General features: G+C 40.3%; 1 protein-coding gene. It reads left to right on the forward strand.

Translation table 11 applies throughout. The features are described 5' to 3' along the window. Positions 1-161: 161 nt before the first annotated feature. The gene (locus tag VCM48_RS00395; protein ID WP_482271198.1) at positions 162-21,662 is read left to right on the forward strand and encodes an Ig-like domain-containing protein; all 21,501 of its coding nucleotides are present in this window, start codon (positions 162-164) and stop codon (positions 21,660-21,662) included. Positions 21,663-21,681 lie beyond the last annotated feature (19 nt).

Raw genomic sequence — 21,681 nt, forward strand, 5'->3', positions numbered from 1 at the left:
CTGAAAATAATTAGAAGCCCCCCACAAGAAATAAGTTGTAAAAGAGCAACTTAACGTTTTTGTGTGGGGTTTTTTATATCCCACCGTATTGTTTATTAAAAAATAAATAGCCTCAAAGAGTTTTGGGGTACAACATTGTATATAAAATAAAATGTATTAATATGGGGGAAAACTACGTTTCTAAAATCAGTACATATAAGAAGTTGTTCTTTTTAGTGTTAACTCTTTTGTTTTCGGTAGAGTTTTATGGACAAGATTGTAGTGTAATTTCAGATTTTACACCAGTTTGTATTGGTACTACTCAGACTTATACAGCAGAAACTTCAGGAGGTTCTGCTAGGGATATTACTCCAGGAAACAACTATGGTTGTTTAACAACAACTCCAAACTCCAAATGGTTTTTCTTTCAAGCAAGTACAGGAGGGAGTTTAGTTATTAATCAAACAAATACTAATGGAACAACATCTGTAGATGTGGATGGAGCCATTTGGGGACCATTCGATTCGATTAACGACATGTTGTTTCAGTGCGGTTCTTATTCAACACCACTAGATTGTGATTATGAACCCGAGTCATTTTTTACTTTTGATATAACTGTAACTTCAGGTAAATACTATGCTTTTTTAGTTACAAATTATTCTGGAGACCCCACAAATATAACTTTATCAGATGGAGGAAGTACGGCCACAACAAATTGTTCTCAGGATACTGATGGAGATAATATAGCTGATGTATATGATTTAGATGATGATAATGATGGTATTTTAGATATAGACGAACAAAGTTGTACTACTACTAATATACCTGCAGGTAATGCTTCGGCTGTTTTTTCTAGTAACGGGCATAGTACGAGTGAAGCATTAGGGGGGAGTGATGATGTTAATGCATATATAGATTATCCAGGAGAGTTCTTAACGGTAGATTTAGGTCAAGTCGTTCCGCAAGGTACTATTATTACGATTAAAACAGAGACCAATGCTCATAATCAAGTAAGTGTGTTAATAGATCAGTCTATAGACGGTTCTGCATTTGAAAATACATTAACGGATACATATTCAGTTAGTAATTCATATAAGAATATAGCATATGTTTTAAGTACAGATGCAAGGTATATTAGAGTTAGAGGAGCAAACCTTCAGACAAATTCAAACAGGCGTATATATATAGATTCTTTTTCTTATCCAGCTTTTAGTTCTACAGACTGTGTTGACATAAATACAGACGGTGATGCTTTTGTTGATAGATTGGATGTAGATTCCGATAATGATGGTTGCCCAGATGCTATTGAAGGAGATGAAAATGTAGAGGTGTCTCAATTAGATGGAAATGATAGAATAGATATCTTTTCAACAGGAGGAATAACAAATTTTGGAGTTCCTAATTTAGTAAACTCAGGAGGAGCTGCAGATTTAGGTGGAGATGAAGGACAAGGAGTTGGTTCAAAATTGGTGTTTAGTGCTGATGCTAGTCCAAATTTAATCATAACACCGCCACAAACGGTATGTTTTTCAAATACGGTAGATTTAACAGCAAGTAATGTAACTAACGGAGCTAACGGAAGTAGTACAGCAGGGACATTAACATATTGGACAGATGCTGCAGCTACTAATACCCTAGCAACCCCTAATGCAATAGCTACTAATGGAACTTACTATATAAAGTTAACATCAGCTAGTGGTTGTTATGAAATAGAACCAGTTGTGGTGACAATTCAAGATGAAGTTATAGCTGGAACTATTGCAGGTGATCAAGTAATATGTAGCGGAGGTGACCCTATAGCGTTTACTAGTGATACAGATGGTAGTGGAAGCGGTACAATAAGTTACCGATGGGAATCGAGTGAAGACGGGATTAATTGGAATCCTGTTTCAGGAGAAACTTCATCAACCTATGATCCAAATGTTTTAACAGTTACAACACAGTTTAGAAGAGTAACAATATCTACGGAAAACAGTGTGGCATGTGAGAGTTCTCCAACATCGGTGGTGACAGTGATAGTTGATACAAATGATACAGATTCAGATGGTATAAGTGATATTTGTGATTTAGATGATGATAACGATGGTATTCTTGATTCTTCTGAAGGAAGTTGTGCTACTAATTATTTTGCTGTTTTTGGAGGTGATGGAGGTAGTACTACAAGCTTTTCACAATCAGCAGTTTCTTCAGCAGTATTTGATTTTTATTATGTTGATAATTCAGTAGCAATAGAAATAAACGGGGGAGGCTTAAATGCAAATAATGTATTACAATTAGAGAATATTGTCAATTCAGGAGAAGTAATTATGGAGTTCACTTCAGATAATTCTTTAATGAACTCACCATGGTTGGCAAATAATAATGGTTTACCAAGATTAAGGGTTGAAATTGATTTTTTAGGAAATGTTACAGCATACGGTTCTCGTTCAACAAGTTCTACATCTTTAGAGTTAATGCAACCCAGAGATGGTTCTTCTTTTAATACTATTTCTTTTTTAGCAGGAACCAATAACTTTAATGTAATAAATCAAGATGGTTCAGGACCAGATAGAATTGGTGGGGCAGTAAAGGTGTATTCATCTTGTGTCGATACAGATAATGATAATATCCCAGATTATTTAGATACTGATTCAGATGGAGATGGTTGTTTTGATGCTATAGAAGGTAATGAAGATGTGGATATATCAGACTTATCAAGCGGTAGAATAACAGGAGGAGTAGATAGTGATGGTGTTCCTAATATAGTTAATTCTGGTGGTTCTGCTGACGGAGGTAACAATACACAAGGTCAAGGAATAGGAACAAGTGCCACAGAAAACACAGATGCTGTACCAACTTTAATAATAACGAATCCAGCATCAGTATGTAGTCCTTCAACTGTTGATTTAACGGCTAGCACAGTAACAAATGGAGCTAACGGAAGTAGTACAACAGGGACATTAACATATTGGACAGATTCAGCTGCGACCAATACCTTAGTATCTCCTAACGCAGTAGCTACTAGTGGGACTTATTATATAAAATTAACTTCAGTTAGTGGTTGTTATGAAATTGAGTCTGTTGTAGTAGTTGTAGACATTGCTCCAGCAGCCCCAGTGAGCAGTGGAGATATTACTGAGTGTGAGACAAGTCCAATCCAGACTTTAGATGCCAACGATGCATTATCAAGTACAACAGGAATTACTTGGTACGATGCTTCAACAGGCGGAAATGTAGTTGCAAGCCCTACATTAAATACAGTAGGAACAGCAACTTATTATGCAGAGTATAACGATGGTACTTGTACAAGTTTAACAAGAACATCGGTTGTATTGACAATCACAGGAGCTCCAGCAGCCCCAGTGAGCAGTGGAGATATTACTGAGTGTGAGACAAGTCCAATCCAGACTTTAGATGCCAACGATGCATTATCAAGTACAACAGGAATTACTTGGTACGATGCTTCAACAGGTGGAAATGTAGTTGCAAGCCCTACATTAAATACAGTAGGAACAGCAACTTATTATGCAGAGTATAACGATGGTACTTGTACAAGTTTAACAAGAACATCGGTTGTATTGACAATCACAGGAGCTCCAGTAGCCCCAGTGAGCAGTGGAGATATTACTGAGTGTGAGACAAGTCCAATCCAGACTTTAGATGCCAACGATGCATTATCAAGTACAACAGGAATTACTTGGTACGATGCTTCAACAGATGGAAATGTAGTTGCAAGCCCTACATTAAATACAGTAGGAACAGCAACTTATTATGCAGAGTATAACGATGGTACTTGTACAAGTTTAACAAGAACATCGGTTGTATTGACAATCACAGGAGCTCCAGCAGCCCCAGTGAGCAGTGGAGATATTACTGAGTGTGAGACAAGTCCAATCCAGACTTTAGATGCCAACGATGCATTATCAAGTACAACAGGAATTACTTGGTACGATGCTTCAACAGGTGGAAATGTAGTTGCAAGCCCTACATTAAATACAGTAGGAACAGCAACTTATTATGCAGAGTATAACGATGGTACTTGTACAAGTTTAACAAGAACATCGGTTGTATTGACAATCACAGGAGCTCCAGCAGCCCCAGTGAGCAGTGGAGATATTACTGAGTGTGAGACAAGTCCAATCCAGACTTTAGATGCCAACGATGCATTATCAAGTACAACAGGAATTACTTGGTACGATGCTTCAACAGGCGGAAATGTAGTTGCAAGCCCTACATTAAATACAGTAGGAACAGCAACTTATTATGCAGAGTATAACGATGGTACTTGTACAAGTTTAACAAGAACATCGGTTGTATTGACAATCACAGGAGCTCCAGCAGCCCCAGTGAGCAGTGGAGATATTACTGAGTGTGAGACAAGTCCAATCCAGACTTTAGATGCCAACGATGCATTATCAAGTACAACAGGAATTACTTGGTACGATGCTTCAACAGGTGGAAATGTAGTTGCAAGCCCTACATTAAATACAGTAGGAACAGCAACTTATTATGCAGAGTATAACGATGGTACTTGTACAAGTTTAACAAGAACATCGGTTGTATTGACAATCACAGGAGCTCCAGCAGCCCCAGTGAGCAGTGGAGATATTACTGAGTGTGAGACAAGTCCAATCCAGACTTTAGATGCCAACGATGCATTATCAAGTACAACAGGAATTACTTGGTACGATGCTTCAACAGGCGGAAATGTAGTTGCAAGCCCTACATTAAATACAGTAGGAACAGCAACTTATTATGCAGAGTATAACGATGGTACTTGTACAAGTTTAACAAGAACATCGGTTGTATTGACAATCACAGGAGCTCCAGCAGCCCCAGTGAGCAGTGGAGATATTACTGAGTGTGAGACAAGTCCAATCCAGACTTTAGATGCCAACGATGCATTATCAAGTACAACAGGAATTACTTGGTACGATGCTTCAACAGGCGGAAATGTAGTTGCAAGCCCTACATTAAATACAGTAGGAACAGCAACTTATTATGCAGAGTATAACGATGGTACTTGTACAAGTTTAACAAGAACATCGGTTGTATTGACAATCACAGGAGCTCCAGCAGCCCCAGTGAGCAGTGGAGATATTACTGAGTGTGAGACAAGTCCAATCCAGACTTTAGATGCCAACGATGCATTATCAAGTACAACAGGAATTACTTGGTACGATGCTTCAACAGGCGGAAATGTAGTTGCAAGCCCTACATTAAATACAGTAGGAACAGCAACTTATTATGCAGAGTATAACGATGGTACTTGTACAAGTTTAACAAGAACATCGGTTGTATTGACAATCACAGGAGCTCCAGTAGCCCCAGTGAGCAGTGGAGATATTACTGAGTGTGAGACAAGTCCAATCCAGACTTTAGATGCCAACGATGCATTATCAAGTACAACAGGAATTACTTGGTACGATGCTTCAACAGATGGAAATGTAGTTGCAAGCCCTACATTAAATACAGTAGGAACAGCAACTTATTATGCAGAGTATAACGATGGTACTTGTACAAGTTTAACAAGAACATCGGTTGTATTGACAATCACAGGAGCTCCAGCAGCCCCAGTGAGCAGTGGAGATATTACTGAGTGTGAGACAAGTCCAATCCAGACTTTAGATGCCAACGATGCATTATCAAGTACAACAGGAATTACTTGGTACGATGCTTCAACAGGCGGAAATGTAGTTGCAAGCCCTACATTAAATACAGTAGGAACAGCAACTTATTATGCAGAGTATAACGATGGTACTTGTACAAGTTTAACAAGAACATCGGTTGTATTGACAATCACAGGAGCTCCAGCAGCCCCAGTGAGCAGTGGAGATATTACTGAGTGTGAGACAAGTCCAATCCAGACTTTAGATGCCAACGATGCATTATCAAGTACAACAGGAATTACTTGGTACGATGCTTCAACAGGTGGAAATGTAGTTGCAAGCCCTACATTAAATACAGTAGGAACAGCAACTTATTATGCAGAGTATAACGATGGTACTTGTACAAGTTTAACAAGAACATCGGTTGTATTGACAATCACAGGAGCTCCAGTAGCCCCAGTGAGCAGTGGAGATATTACTGAGTGTGAGACAAGTCCAATCCAGACTTTAGATGCCAACGATGCATTATCAAGTACAACAGGAATTACTTGGTACGATGCTTCAACAGGTGGAAATGTAGTTGCAAGCCCTACATTAAATACAGTAGGAACAGCAACTTATTATGCAGAGTATAACGATGGTACTTGTACAAGTTTAACAAGAACATCGGTTGTATTGACAATCACAGGAGCTCCAGCAGCCCCAGTGAGCAGTGGAGATATTACTGAGTGTGAGACAAGTCCAATCCAGACTTTAGATGCCAACGATGCATTATCAAGTACAACAGGAATTACTTGGTACGATGCTTCAACAGGCGGAAATGTAGTTGCAAGCCCTACATTAAATACAGTAGGAACAGCAACTTATTATGCAGAGTATAACGATGGTACTTGTACAAGTTTAACAAGAACATCGGTTGTATTGACAATCACAGGAGCTCCAGTAGCCCCAGTGAGCAGTGGAGATATTACTGAGTGTGAGACAAGTCCAATCCAGACTTTAGATGCCAACGATGCATTATCAAGTACAACAGGAATTACTTGGTACGATGCTTCAACAGATGGAAATGTAGTTGCAAGCCCTACATTAAATACAGTAGGAACAGCAACTTATTATGCAGAGTATAACGATGGTACTTGTACAAGTTTAACAAGAACATCGGTTGTATTGACAATCACAGGAGCTCCAGCAGCCCCAGTGAGCAGTGGAGATATTACTGAGTGTGAGACAAGTCCAATCCAGACTTTAGATGCCAACGATGCATTATCAAGTACAACAGGAATTACTTGGTACGATGCTTCAACAGGCGGAAATGTAGTTGCAAGCCCTACATTAAATACAGTAGGAACAGCAACTTATTATGCAGAGTATAACGATGGTACTTGTACAAGTTTAACAAGAACATCGGTTGTATTGACAATCACAGGAGCTCCAGCAGCCCCAGTGAGCAGTGGAGATATTACTGAGTGTGAGACAAGTCCAATCCAGACTTTAGATGCCAACGATGCATTATCAAGTACAACAGGAATTACTTGGTACGATGCTTCAACAGGTGGAAATGTAGTTGCAAGCCCTACATTAAATACAGTAGGAACAGCAACTTATTATGCAGAGTATAACGATGGTACTTGTACAAGTTTAACAAGAACATCGGTTGTATTGACAATCACAGGAGCTCCAGTAGCCCCAGTGAGCAGTGGAGATATTACTGAGTGTGAGACAAGTCCAATCCAGACTTTAGATGCCAACGATGCATTATCAAGTACAACAGGAATTACTTGGTACGATGCTTCAACAGATGGAAATGTAGTTGCAAGCCCTACATTAAATACAGTAGGAACAGCAACTTATTATGCAGAGTATAACGATGGTACTTGTACAAGTTTAACAAGAACATCGGTTGTATTGACAATCACAGGAGCTCCAGTAGCCCCAGTGAGCAGTGGAGATATTACTGAGTGTGAGACAAGTCCAATCCAGACTTTAGATGCCAACGATGCATTATCAAGTACAACAGGAATTACTTGGTACGATGCTTCAACAGATGGAAATGTAGTTGCAAGCCCTACATTAAATACAGTAGGAACAGCAACTTATTATGCAGAGTATAACGATGGTACTTGTACAAGTTTAACAAGAACATCGGTTGTATTGACAATCACAGGAGCTCCAGCAGCCCCAGTGAGCAGTGGAGATATTACTGAGTGTGAGACAAGTCCAATCCAGACTTTAGATGCCAACGATGCATTATCAAGTACAACAGGAATTACTTGGTACGATGCTTCAACAGGTGGAAATGTAGTTGCAAGCCCTACATTAAATACAGTAGGAACAGCAACTTATTATGCAGAGTATAACGATGGTACTTGTACAAGTTTAACAAGAACATCGGTTGTATTGACAATCACAGGAGCTCCAGCAGCCCCAGTGAGCAGTGGAGATATTACTGAGTGTGAGACAAGTCCAATCCAGACTTTAGATGCCAACGATGCATTATCAAGTACAACAGGAATTACTTGGTACGATGCTTCAACAGATGGAAATGTAGTTGCAAGCCCTACATTAAATACAGTAGGAACAGCAACTTATTATGCAGAGTATAACGATGGTACTTGTACAAGTTTAACAAGAACATCGGTTGTATTGACAATCACAGGAGCTCCAGCAGCCCCAGTGAGCAGTGGAGATATTACTGAGTGTGAGACAAGTCCAATCCAGACTTTAGATGCCAACGATGCATTATCAAGTACAACAGGAATTACTTGGTACGATGCTTCAACAGGTGGAAATGTAGTTGCAAGCCCTACATTAAATACAGTAGGAACAGCAACTTATTATGCAGAGTATAACGATGGTACTTGTACAAGTTTAACAAGAACATCGGTTGTATTGACAATCACAGGAGCTCCAGCAGCCCCAGTGAGCAGTGGAGATATTACTGAGTGTGAGACAAGTCCAATCCAGACTTTAGATGCCAACGATGCATTATCAAGTACAACAGGAATTACTTGGTACGATGCTTCAACAGGCGGAAATGTAGTTGCAAGCCCTACATTAAATACAGTAGGAACAGCAACTTATTATGCAGAGTATAACGATGGTACTTGTACAAGTTTAACAAGAACATCGGTTGTATTGACAATCACAGGAGCTCCAGTAGCCCCAGTGAGCAGTGGAGATATTACTGAGTGTGAGACAAGTCCAATCCAGACTTTAGATGCCAACGATGCATTATCAAGTACAACAGGAATTACTTGGTACGATGCTTCAACAGGTGGAAATGTAGTTGCAAGCCCTACATTAAATACAGTAGGAACAGCAACTTATTATGCAGAGTATAACGATGGTACTTGTACAAGTTTAACAAGAACATCGGTTGTATTGACAATCACAGGAGCTCCAGCAGCCCCAGTGAGCAGTGGAGATATTACTGAGTGTGAGACAAGTCCAATCCAGACTTTAGATGCCAACGATGCATTATCAAGTACAACAGGAATTACTTGGTACGATGCTTCAACAGGTGGAAATGTAGTTGCAAGCCCTACATTAAATACAGTAGGAACAGCAACTTATTATGCAGAGTATAACGATGGTACTTGTACAAGTTTAACAAGAACATCGGTTGTATTGACAATCACAGGAGCTCCAGCAGCCCCAGTGAGCAGTGGAGATATTACTGAGTGTGAGACAAGTCCAATCCAGACTTTAGATGCCAACGATGCATTATCAAGTACAACAGGAATTACTTGGTACGATGCTTCAACAGGCGGAAATGTAGTTGCAAGCCCTACATTAAATACAGTAGGAACAGCAACTTATTATGCAGAGTATAACGATGGTACTTGTACAAGTTTAACAAGAACATCGGTTGTATTGACAATCACAGGAGCTCCAGCAGCCCCAGTGAGCAGTGGAGATATTACTGAGTGTGAGACAAGTCCAATCCAGACTTTAGATGCCAACGATGCATTATCAAGTACAACAGGAATTACTTGGTACGATGCTTCAACAGGTGGAAATGTAGTTGCAAGCCCTACATTAAATACAGTAGGAACAGCAACTTATTATGCAGAGTATAACGATGGTACTTGTACAAGTTTAACAAGAACATCGGTTGTATTGACAATCACAGGAGCTCCAGTAGCCCCAGTGAGCAGTGGAGATATTACTGAGTGTGAGACAAGTCCAATCCAGACTTTAGATGCCAACGATGCATTATCAAGTACAACAGGAATTACTTGGTACGATGCTTCAACAGATGGAAATGTAGTTGCAAGCCCTACATTAAATACAGTAGGAACAGCAACTTATTATGCAGAGTATAACGATGGTACTTGTACAAGTTTAACAAGAACATCGGTTGTATTGACAATCACAGGAGCTCCAGTAGCCCCAGTGAGCAGTGGAGATATTACTGAGTGTGAGACAAGTCCAATCCAGACTTTAGATGCCAACGATGCATTATCAAGTACAACAGGAATTACTTGGTACGATGCTTCAACAGATGGAAATGTAGTTGCAAGCCCTACATTAAATACAGTAGGAACAGCAACTTATTATGCAGAGTATAACGATGGTACTTGTACAAGTTTAACAAGAACATCGGTTGTATTGACAATCACAGGAGCTCCAGCAGCCCCAGTGAGCAGTGGAGATATTACTGAGTGTGAGACAAGTCCAATCCAGACTTTAGATGCCAACGATGCATTATCAAGTACAACAGGAATTACTTGGTACGATGCTTCAACAGGCGGAAATGTAGTTGCAAGCCCTACATTAAATACAGTAGGAACAGCAACTTATTATGCAGAGTATAACGATGGTACTTGTACAAGTTTAACAAGAACATCGGTTGTATTGACAATCACAGGAGCTCCAGCAGCCCCAGTGAGCAGTGGAGATATTACTGAGTGTGAGACAAGTCCAATCCAGACTTTAGATGCCAACGATGCATTATCAAGTACAACAGGAATTACTTGGTACGATGCTTCAACAGGCGGAAATGTAGTTGCAAGCCCTACATTAAATACAGTAGGAACAGCAACTTATTATGCAGAGTATAACGATGGTACTTGTACAAGTTTAACAAGAACATCGGTTGTATTGACAATCACAGGAGCTCCAGCAGCCCCAGTGAGCAGTGGAGATATTACTGAGTGTGAGACAAGTCCAATCCAGACTTTAGATGCCAACGATGCATTATCAAGTACAACAGGAATTACTTGGTACGATGCTTCAACAGGCGGAAATGTAGTTGCAAGCCCTACATTAAATACAGTAGGAACAGCAACTTATTATGCAGAGTATAACGATGGTACTTGTACAAGTTTAACAAGAACATCGGTTGTATTGACAATCACAGGAGCTCCAGCAGCCCCAGTGAGCAGTGGAGATATTACTGAGTGTGAGACAAGTCCAATCCAGACTTTAGATGCCAACGATGCATTATCAAGTACAACAGGAATTACTTGGTACGATGCTTCAACAGATGGAAATGTAGTTGCAAGCCCTACATTAAATACAGTAGGAACAGCAACTTATTATGCAGAGTATAACGATGGTACTTGTACAAGTTTAACAAGAACATCGGTTGTATTGACAATCACAGGAGCTCCAGTAGCCCCAGTGAGCAGTGGAGATATTACTGAGTGTGAGACAAGTCCAATCCAGACTTTAGATGCCAACGATGCATTATCAAGTACAACAGGAATTACTTGGTACGATGCTTCAACAGATGGAAATGTAGTTGCAAGCCCTACATTAAATACAGTAGGAACAGCAACTTATTATGCAGAGTATAACGATGGTACTTGTACAAGTTTAACAAGAACATCGGTTGTATTGACAATCACAGGAGCTCCAGCAGCCCCAGTGAGCAGTGGAGATATTACTGAGTGTGAGACAAGTCCAATCCAGACTTTAGATGCCAACGATGCATTATCAAGTACAACAGGAATTACTTGGTACGATGCTTCAACAGGCGGAAATGTAGTTGCAAGCCCTACATTAAATACAGTAGGAACAGCAACTTATTATGCAGAGTATAACGATGGTACTTGTACAAGTTTAACAAGAACATCGGTTGTATTGACAATCACAGGAGCTCCAGCAGCCCCAGTGAGCAGTGGAGATATTACTGAGTGTGAGACAAGTCCAATCCAGACTTTAGATGCCAACGATGCATTATCAAGTACAACAGGAATTACTTGGTACGATGCTTCAACAGATGGAAATGTAGTTGCAAGCCCTACATTAAATACAGTAGGAACAGCAACTTATTATGCAGAGTATAACGATGGTACTTGTACAAGTTTAACAAGAACATCGGTTGTATTGACAATCACAGGAGCTCCAGCAGCCCCAGTGAGCAGTGGAGATATTACTGAGTGTGAGACAAGTCCAATCCAGACTTTAGATGCCAACGATGCATTATCAAGTACAACAGGAATTACTTGGTACGATGCTTCAACAGGCGGAAATGTAGTTGCAAGCCCTACATTAAATACAGTAGGAACAGCAACTTATTATGCAGAGTATAACGATGGTACTTGTACAAGTTTAACAAGAACATCGGTTGTATTGACAATCACAGGAGCTCCAGCAGCCCCAGTGAGCAGTGGAGATATTACTGAGTGTGAGACAAGTCCAATCCAGACTTTAGATGCCAACGATGCATTATCAAGTACAACAGGAATTACTTGGTACGATGCTTCAACAGGCGGAAATGTAGTTGCAAGCCCTACATTAAATACAGTAGGAACAGCAACTTATTATGCAGAGTATAACGATGGTACTTGTACAAGTTTAACAAGAACATCGGTTGTATTGACAATCACAGGAGCTCCAGCAGCCCCAGTGAGCAGTGGAGATATTACTGAGTGTGAGACAAGTCCAATCCAGACTTTAGATGCCAACGATGCATTATCAAGTACAACAGGAATTACTTGGTACGATGCTTCAACAGATGGAAATGTAGTTGCAAGCCCTACATTAAATACAGTAGGAACAGCAACTTATTATGCAGAGTATAACGATGGTACTTGTACAAGTTTAACAAGAACATCGGTTGTATTGACAATCACAGGAGCTCCAGTAGCCCCAGTGAGCAGTGGAGATATTACTGAGTGTGAGACAAGTCCAATCCAGACTTTAGATGCCAACGATGCATTATCAAGTACAACAGGAATTACTTGGTACGATGCTTCAACAGATGGAAATGTAGTTGCAAGCCCTACATTAAATACAGTAGGAACAGCAACTTATTATGCAGAGTATAACGATGGTACTTGTACAAGTTTAACAAGAACATCGGTTGTATTGACAATCACAGGAGCTCCAGTAGCCCCAGTGAGCAGTGGAGATATTACTGAGTGTGAGACAAGTCCAATCCAGACTTTAGATGCCAACGATGCATTATCAAGTACAACAGGAATTACTTGGTACGATGCTTCAACAGGTGGAAATGTAGTTGCAAGCCCTACATTAAATACAGTAGGAACAGCAACTTATTATGCAGAGTATAACGATGGTACTTGTACAAGTTTAACAAGAACATCGGTTGTATTGACAATCACAGGAGCTCCAGCAGCCCCAGTGAGCAGTGGAGATATTACTGAGTGTGAGACAAGTCCAATCCAGACTTTAGATGCCAACGATGCATTATCAAGTACAACAGGAATTACTTGGTACGATGCTTCAACAGGTGGAAATGTAGTTGCAAGCCCTACATTAAATACAGTAGGAACAGCAACTTATTATGCAGAGTATAACGATGGTACTTGTACAAGTTTAACAAGAACATCGGTTGTATTGACAATCACAGGAGCTCCAGCAGCCCCAGTGAGCAGTGGAGATATTACTGAGTGTGAGACAAGTCCAATCCAGACTTTAGATGCCAACGATGCATTATCAAGTACAACAGGAATTACTTGGTACGATGCTTCAACAGGCGGAAATGTAGTTGCAAGCCCTACATTAAATACAGTAGGAACAGCAACTTATTATGCAGAGTATAACGATGGTACTTGTACAAGTTTAACAAGAACATCGGTTGTATTGACAATCACAGGAGCTCCAGCAGCCCCAGTGAGCAGTGGAGATATTACTGAGTGTGAGACAAGTCCAATCCAGACTTTAGATGCCAACGATGCATTATCAAGTACAACAGGAATTACTTGGTACGATGCTTCAACAGGTGGAAATGTAGTTGCAAGCCCTACATTAAATACAGTAGGAACAGCAACTTATTATGCAGAGTATAACGATGGTACTTGTACAAGTTTAACAAGAACATCGGTTGTATTGACAATCACAGGAGCTCCAGCAGCCCCAGTGAGCAGTGGAGATATTACTGAGTGTGAGACAAGTCCAATCCAGACTTTAGATGCCAACGATGCATTATCAAGTACAACAGGAATTACTTGGTACGATGCTTCAACAGGTGGAAATGTAGTTGCAAGCCCTACATTAAATACAGTAGGAACAGCAACTTATTATGCAGAGTATAACGATGGTACTTGTACAAGTTTAACAAGAACATCGGTTGTATTGACAATCACAGGAGCTCCAGCAGCCCCAGTGAGCAGTGGAGATATTACTGAGTGTGAGACAAGTCCAATCCAGACTTTAGATGCCAACGATGCATTATCAAGTACAACAGGAATTACTTGGTACGATGCTTCAACAGGCGGAAATGTAGTTGCAAGCCCTACATTAAATACAGTAGGAACAGCAACTTATTATGCAGAGTATAACGATGGTACTTGTACAAGTTTAACAAGAACATCGGTTGTATTGACAATCACAGGAGCTCCAGCAGCCCCAGTGAGCAGTGGAGATATTACTGAGTGTGAGACAAGTCCAATCCAGACTTTAGATGCCAACGATGCATTATCAAGTACAACAGGAATTACTTGGTACGATGCTTCAACAGGTGGAAATGTAGTTGCAAGCCCTACATTAAATACAGTAGGAACAGCAACTTATTATGCAGAGTATAACGATGGTACTTGTACAAGTTTAACAAGAACATCGGTTGTATTGACAATCACAGGAGCTCCAGTAGCCCCAGTGAGCAGTGGAGATATTACTGAGTGTGAGACAAGTCCAATCCAGACTTTAGATGCCAACGATGCATTATCAAGTACAACAGGAATTACTTGGTACGATGCTTCAACAGATGGAAATGTAGTTGCAAGCCCTACATTAAATACAGTAGGAACAGCAACTTATTATGCAGAGTATAACGATGGTACTTGTACAAGTTTAACAAGAACATCGGTTGTATTGACAATCACAGGAGCTCCAGTAGCCCCAGTGAGCAGTGGAGATATTACTGAGTGTGAGACAAGTCCAATCCAGACTTTAGATGCCAACGATGCATTATCAAGTACAACAGGAATTACTTGGTACGATGCTTCAACAGATGGAAATGTAGTTGCAAGCCCTACATTAAATACAGTAGGAACAGCAACTTATTATGCAGAGTATAACGATGGTACTTGTACAAGTTTAACAAGAACATCGGTTGTATTGACAATCACAGGAGCTCCAGCAGCCCCAGTGAGCAGTGGAGATATTACTGAGTGTGAGACAAGTCCAATCCAGACTTTAGATGCCAACGATGCATTATCAAGTACAACAGGAATTACTTGGTACGATGCTTCAACAGGCGGAAATGTAGTTGCAAGCCCTACATTAAATACAGTAGGAACAGCAACTTATTATGCAGAGTATAACGATGGTACTTGTACAAGTTTAACAAGAACATCGGTTGTATTGACAATCACAGGAGCTCCAGCAGCCCCAGTGAGCAGTGGAGATATTACTGAGTGTGAGACAAGTCCAATCCAGACTTTAGATGCCAACGATGCATTATCAAGTACAACAGGAATTACTTGGTACGATGCTTCAACAGGCGGAAATGTAGTTGCAAGCCCTACATTAAATACAGTAGGAACAGCAACTTATTATGCAGAGTATAACGATGGTACTTGTACAAGTTTAACAAGAACATCGGTTGTATTGACAATCACAGGAGCTCCAGCAGCCCCAGTGAGCAGTGGAGATATTACTGAGTGTGAGACAAGTCCAATCCAGACTTTAGATGCCAACGATGCATTATCAAGTACAACAGGAATTACTTGGTACGATGCTTCAACAGGCGGAAATGTAGTTGCAAGCCCTACATTAAATACAGTAGGAACAGCAACTTATTATGCAGAGTATAACGATGGTACTTGTACAAGTTTAACAAGAACATCGGTTGTATTGACAATCACAGGAGCTCCAGCAGCCCCAGTGAGCAGTGGAGATATTACTGAGTGTGAGACAAGTCCAATCCAGACTTTAGATGCCAACGATGCATTATCAAGTACAACAGGAATTACTTGGTACGATGCTTCAACAGATGGAAATGTAGTTGCAAGCCCTACATTAAATACAGTAGGAACAGCAACTTATTATGCAGAGTATAACGATGGTACTTGTACAAGTTTAACAAGAACATCGGTTGTATTGACAATCACAGGAGCTCCAGTAGCCCCAGTGAGCAGTGGAGATATTACTGAGTGTGAGACAAGTCCAATCCAGACTTTAGATGCCAACGATGCATTATCAAGTACAACAGGAATTACTTGGTACGATGCTTCAACAGATGGAAATGTAGTTGCAAGCCCTACATTAAATACAGTAGGAACAGCAACTTATTATGCAGAGTATAACGATGGTACTTGTACAAGTTTAACAAGAACATCGGTTGTATTGACAATCACAGGAGCTCCAGCAGCCCCAGTGAGCAGTGGAGATATTACTGAGTGTGAGACAAGTCCAATCCAGACTTTAGATGCCAACGATGCATTATCAAGTACAACAGGAATTACTTGGTACGATGCTTCAACAGGCGGAAATGTAGTTGCAAGCCCTACATTAAATACAGTAGGAACAGCAACTTATTATGCAGAGTATAACGATGGTACTTGTACAAGTTTAACAAGAACATCGGTTGTATTGACAATCACAGGAGCTCCAGCAGCCCCAGTGAGCAGTGGAGATATTACTGAGTGTGAGACAAGTCCAATCCAGACTTTAGATGCCAACGATGCATTATCAAGTACAACAGGAATTACTTGGTACGATGCTTCAACAGATGGAAATGTAGTTGCAAGCCCTACATTAAATACAGTAGGAACAGCAACTTATTATGCAGAGTATAACGATGGTACTTGTACAAGTTTAACAAGAACATCGGTTGTATTGACAATCACAGGAGCTCCAGCAGCCCCAGTGAGCAGTGGAGATATTACTGAGTGTGAGACAAGTCCAATCCAGACTTTAGATGCCAACGATGCATTATCAAGTACAACAGGAATTACTTGGTACGATGCTTCAACAGGCGGAAATGTAGTTGCAAGCCCTACATTAAATACAGTAGGAACAGCAACTTATTATGCAGAGTATAACGATGGTACTTGTACAAGTTTAACAAGAACATCGGTTGTATTGACAATCACAGGAGCTCCAGCAGCCCCAGTGAGCAGTGGAGATATTACTGAGTGTGAGACAAGTCCAATCCAGACTTTAGATGCCAACGATGCATTATCAAGTACAACAGGAATTACTTGGTACGATGCTTCAACAGGCGGAAATGTAGTTGCAAGCCCTACATTAAATACAGTAGGAACAGCAACTTATTATGCAGAGTATAACGATGGTACTTGTACAAGTTTAACAAGAACATCGGTTGTATTGACAATCACAGGAGCTCCAGCAGCCCCAGTGAGCAGTGGAGATATTACTGAGTGTGAGACAAGTCCAATCCAGACTTTAGATGCCAACGATGCATTATCAAGTACAACAGGAATTACTTGGTACGATGCTTCAACAGGCGGAAATGTAGTTGCAAGCCCTACATTAAATACAGTAGGAACAGCAACTTATTATGCAGAGTATAACGATGGTACTTGTACAAGTTTAACAAGAACATCGGTTGTATTGACAATCACAGGAGCTCCAGCAGCCCCAGTGAGCAGTGGAGATATTACTGAGTGTGAGACAAGTCCAATCCAGACTTTAGATGCCAACGATGCATTATCAAGTACAACAGGAATTACTTGGTACGATGCTTCAACAGGCGGAAATGTAGTTGCAAGCCCTACATTAAATACAGTAGGAACAGCAACTTATTATGCAGAGTATAACGATGGTACTTGTACAAGTTTAACAAGAACATCGGTTGTATTGACAATCACAGGAGCTCCAGTAGCCCCAGTGAGCAGTGGAGATATTACTGAGTGTGAGACAAGTCCAATCCAGACTTTAGATGCCAACGATGCATTATCAAGTACAACAGGAATTACTTGGTACGATGCTTCAACAGGTGGAAATGTAGTTGCAAGCCCTACATTAAATACAGTAGGAACAGCAACTTATTATGCAGAGTATAACGATGGTACTTGTACAAGTTTAACAAGAACATCGGTTGTATTGACAATCACAGGAGCTCCAGCAGCCCCAGTGAGCAGTGGAGATATTACTGAGTGTGAGACAAGTCCAATCCAGACTTTAGATGCCAACGATGCATTATCAAGTACAACAGGAATTACTTGGTACGATGCTTCAACAGATGGAAATGTAGTTGCAAGCCCTACATTAAATACAGTAGGAACAGCAACTTATTATGCAGAGTATAACGATGGTACTTGTACAAGTTTAACAAGAACATCGGTTGTATTGACAATCACAGGAGCTCCAGCAGCCCCAGTGAGCAGTGGAGATATTACTGAGTGTGAGACAAGTCCAATCCAGACTTTAGATGCCAACGATGCATTATCAAGTACAACAGGAATTACTTGGTACGATGCTTCAACAGGCGGAAATGTAGTTGCAAGCCCTACATTAAATACAGTAGGAACAGCAACTTATTATGCAGAGTATAACGATGGTACTTGTACAAGTTTAACAAGAACATCGGTTGTATTGACAATCACAGGAGCTCCAGCAGCCCCAGTGAGCAGTGGAGATATTACTGAGTGTGAGACAAGTCCAATCCAGACTTTAGATGCCAACGATGCATTATCAAGTACAACAGGAATTACTTGGTACGATGCTTCAACAGATGGAAATGTAGTTGCAAGCCCTACATTAAATACAGTAGGAACAGCAACTTATTATGCAGAGTATAACGATGGTACTTGTACAAGTTTAACAAGAACATCGGTTGTATTGACAATCACAGGAGCTCCAGTAGCCCCAGTGAGCAGTGGAGATATTACTGAGTGTGAGACAAGTCCAATCCAGACTTTAGATGCCAACGATGCATTATCAAGTACAACAGGAATTACTTGGTACGATGCTTCAACAGATGGAAATGTAGTTGCAAGCCCTACATTAAATACAGTAGGAACAGCAACTTATTATGCAGAGTATAACGATGGTACTTGTACAAGTTTAACAAGAACATCGGTTGTATTGACAATCACAGGAGCTCCAGCAGCCCCAGTGAGCAGTGGAGATATTACTGAGTGTGAGACAAGTCCAATCCAGACTTTAGATGCCAACGATGCATTATCAAGTACAACAGGAATTACTTGGTACGATGCTTCAACAGATGGAAATGTAGTTGCAAGCCCTACATTAAATACAGTAGGAACAGCAACTTATTATGCAGAGTATAACGATGGTACTTGTACAAGTTTAACAAGAACATCGGTTGTATTGACAATCACAGGAGCTCCAGCAGCCCCAGTGAGCAGTGGAGATATTACTGAGTGTGAGACAAGTCCAATCCAGACTTTAGATGCCAACGATGCATTATCAAGTACAACAGGAATTACTTGGTACGATGCTTCAACAGATGGAAATGTAGTTGCAAGCCCTACATTAAATACAGTAGGAACAGCAACTTATTATGCAGAGTATAACGATGGTACTTGTACAAGTTTAACAAGAACATCGGTTGTATTGACAATCACAGGAGCTCCAGTAGCCCCAGTGAGCAGTGGAGATATTACTGAGTGTGAGACAAGTCCAATCCAGACTTTAGATGCCAACGATGCATTATCAAGTACAACAGGAATTACTTGGTACGATGCTTCAACAGATGGAAATGTAGTTGCAAGCCCTACATTAAATACAGTAGGAACAGCAACTTATTATGCAGAGTATAACGATGGTACTTGTACAAGTTTAACAAGAACATCGGTTGTATTGACAATCACAGGAGCTCCAGCAGCCCCAGTGAGCAGTGGAGATATTACTGAGTGTGAGACAAGTCCAATCCAGACTTTAGATGCCAACGATGCATTATCAAGTACAACAGGAATTACTTGGTACGATGCTTCAACAGGTGGAAATGTAGTTGCAAGCCCTACATTAAATACAGTAGGAACAGCAACTTATTATGCAGAGTATAACGATGGTACTTGTACAAGTTTAACAAGAACATCGGTTGTATTGACAATCACAGGAGCTCCAGCAGCCCCAGTGAGCAGTGGAGATATTACTGAGTGTGAGACAAGTCCAATCCAGACTTTAGATGCCAACGATGCATTATCAAGTACAACAGGAATTACTTGGTACGATACTTCAACAGGCGGAAATGTAGTTGCAAGCCCTACATTAAATACAGTAGGAACAGCAACTTATTATGCAGAGTATAACGATGGTACTTGTACAAGTTTAACAAGAACATCGGTTGTATTGACAATCACAGGAGCTCCAGATGCAGGAACCAACGGAACGTTAACAATCTGTGAAGGAACAACAGTAACAGAAACGCAGTTATTTGCAGAGTTAGGTGGGACGCCAGATACAGGTGGTGCTTGGTCACCAGCCTTAGCCGGAGCAGGAATCTATACCTATACAGTAGCAGCAACGAGTTCATGTACAAGTGAAGCTACATCTGAAGTAGTGGTAACAGAAGAGGCTGTTCCTTCGATACCTTCTATATCAGTTGAAAGAGCTACATGTTCAACACCAGGTAGGGCTATAATTACTAATTACGATTCAAGTTTAACTTATGTTTTCAATGATTCAACATTAGCGGTTGATGAAAACGGTGTAATTAACGGTTATAATTTTGGAGTTACTTATACAGTAAGTGTGAGTAGTAGTTGTGGTAGAGGATCTTCTGAAGATTTTGTAGTAAATGGTAGGTTATCAGGAGAAGATTGTGTTGATACAGATAACGATGGTATACCAGATGCTATGGATGTGGATGATGATAATGATGGTATACCAGATGTAGAAGAAGGTGATGGTTTGGTAGATACAGATAATGATGGGGTTCCAGATTCATTAGATTTAGATTCAGATAACGATGGTATTAATGATGTAACAGAAGGAGGAGATGGAGATTTAGATACAAACGGAGATGGTGTTATCGATTCTAATGATTCAGGATATACAGATGCTAATGGAGATGGGCAGGCTGATGATTCAGTAGATAATAATGAAGAACCAGATACAGATGGAGATGGTATTCCTGATTATCAAGATTTAGATAGTGATGATGATGGTATTAATGACGTTGTGGAAGGAGGAAATTCTGATGAAGATGGAGATGGTCAAGTAGACAACCCTTCTGAAGATTCAGATGGAGATGGTATAGCCGATAGTGTAGACGGATTTGACGGTCATGGAGATGCCAATTCTCCAGATAATAATACAGACCCAACAGATCCTAATAGTGGAGGAAACGGTGTAGTTGATGATAGTGGAATAGATTCAGATGGAGATGGTATAGCTGATAGTGTAGATGGGTTAGATGGCTTCGGGGACGCAATCAATGATGATACTTGTGTGAAAGTAAACAACTTAATGAGTCCTAATGGAGATCAAGCAAACAGTTATTTACATATTGATTGTATTGAGAATTTCCAAAATAATACTCTTGAAATTTTTAACCGTTGGGGTAACACCGTATACAGAATAGAAGGATACTCGAATAAGGACAGAAATAAAAGATTTGAAGGAATCTCTGAAGGAAGAGCTAATATAAATGTAGGAGATAAATTGCCAGTTGGAACATACTTCTATATTTTAGATCTAGGAAACGGAAGTAAAGTTAAAAAAGGCTGGATTTACATTAATAGATAATCTGGATTTATAAAAAGAC

The organism is Tenacibaculum sp. DPLXC6 (assembly GCF_056815515.1).